Annotated in this window: 1 protein-coding gene; it reads left to right on the top strand. The window is 76.7% G+C overall.

Annotated features, from left to right (window positions below):
- On the top strand, positions 1-794 hold a 794-nt coding region (locus C6P64_RS18745), incomplete at both ends, for an enoyl-CoA hydratase-related protein (RefSeq protein WP_211296883.1).

The raw sequence follows: 794 nt of genomic DNA, 5'->3' as shown, positions 1-794 counted from the left end.
GTGGTCGCGGCGATCGCGGGCGTGGCGCTCGGCGGCGGCCTCGAGCTGGCGCTGAGCTGCCACGGCCGGGTCGCGCTCGAGGGCGCCAGGGTCGGCCTGCCCGAGATCAGCCTGGGCCTGATCCCGGGCTCGGGCGGCACCCAGCGCCTGCCGCGCCTGGTCGGCGTCGCGACCGGGCTCGAGATGATCCTGTCGGGCCAGCCGCGCAGCGCCCGCCAGTTGGCCGACAGCGGCCTGTTCGACCAGGTGGTGGCTGCCGACCTGCTGGCCGCGGCCTGCGCGCGCGCCAGCGAGCTTGCCGCCCAGGGCGCGCAGTTGCCGCGTGCCCGCGACCGCCAGCTCGACGCCGACGCCGTGGCGGCCCAGGTCGAGCAGGCCCGATTCAAGCTGAACGCGCGCCAGCGGCTGCAGCCGGCCTATGCCGCCGTGCTCGACGCCGTGGCGGCCACGGCGCAGCCGTTCGAGCAGGGCCTGGCGCTTGAGCGCCAGCTGTTCCTGGGCCTGGTGCCCACGACCCCGGCGCGCGCGCTGCGCTACCAGTTCAAGGCCGAGCGCGAGGCGAGCAAGCTGCCCGCCGAGCTGCAGGCCCCGCCGCGCGCGCTGCAGCAGATCGCCGTCATCGGCGCCGGCACCATGGGCACCGGCATCGCGATCAGCGCGCTCGACGCCGGCCTCGGCGTGACCCTGCTCGAGCAGGACGGCGCCGCGCTCGAGCGCGGCCGCCAGCGCATCAGCGAGCATTACCGCAGCCGCGTCGAGGCTGGCAAGATCAAGGCGACCGTCGCCGCCGCGGC

Origin of the sequence: Malikia granosa (assembly GCF_002980595.1) — a bacterium.
Taxonomy (GTDB): domain Bacteria; phylum Pseudomonadota; class Gammaproteobacteria; order Burkholderiales; family Burkholderiaceae_C; genus Malikia; species Malikia granosa.
Note: the sequence above shows the minus strand (reverse complement) of the source record. Positions and strands in the feature narration are given on the sequence as shown.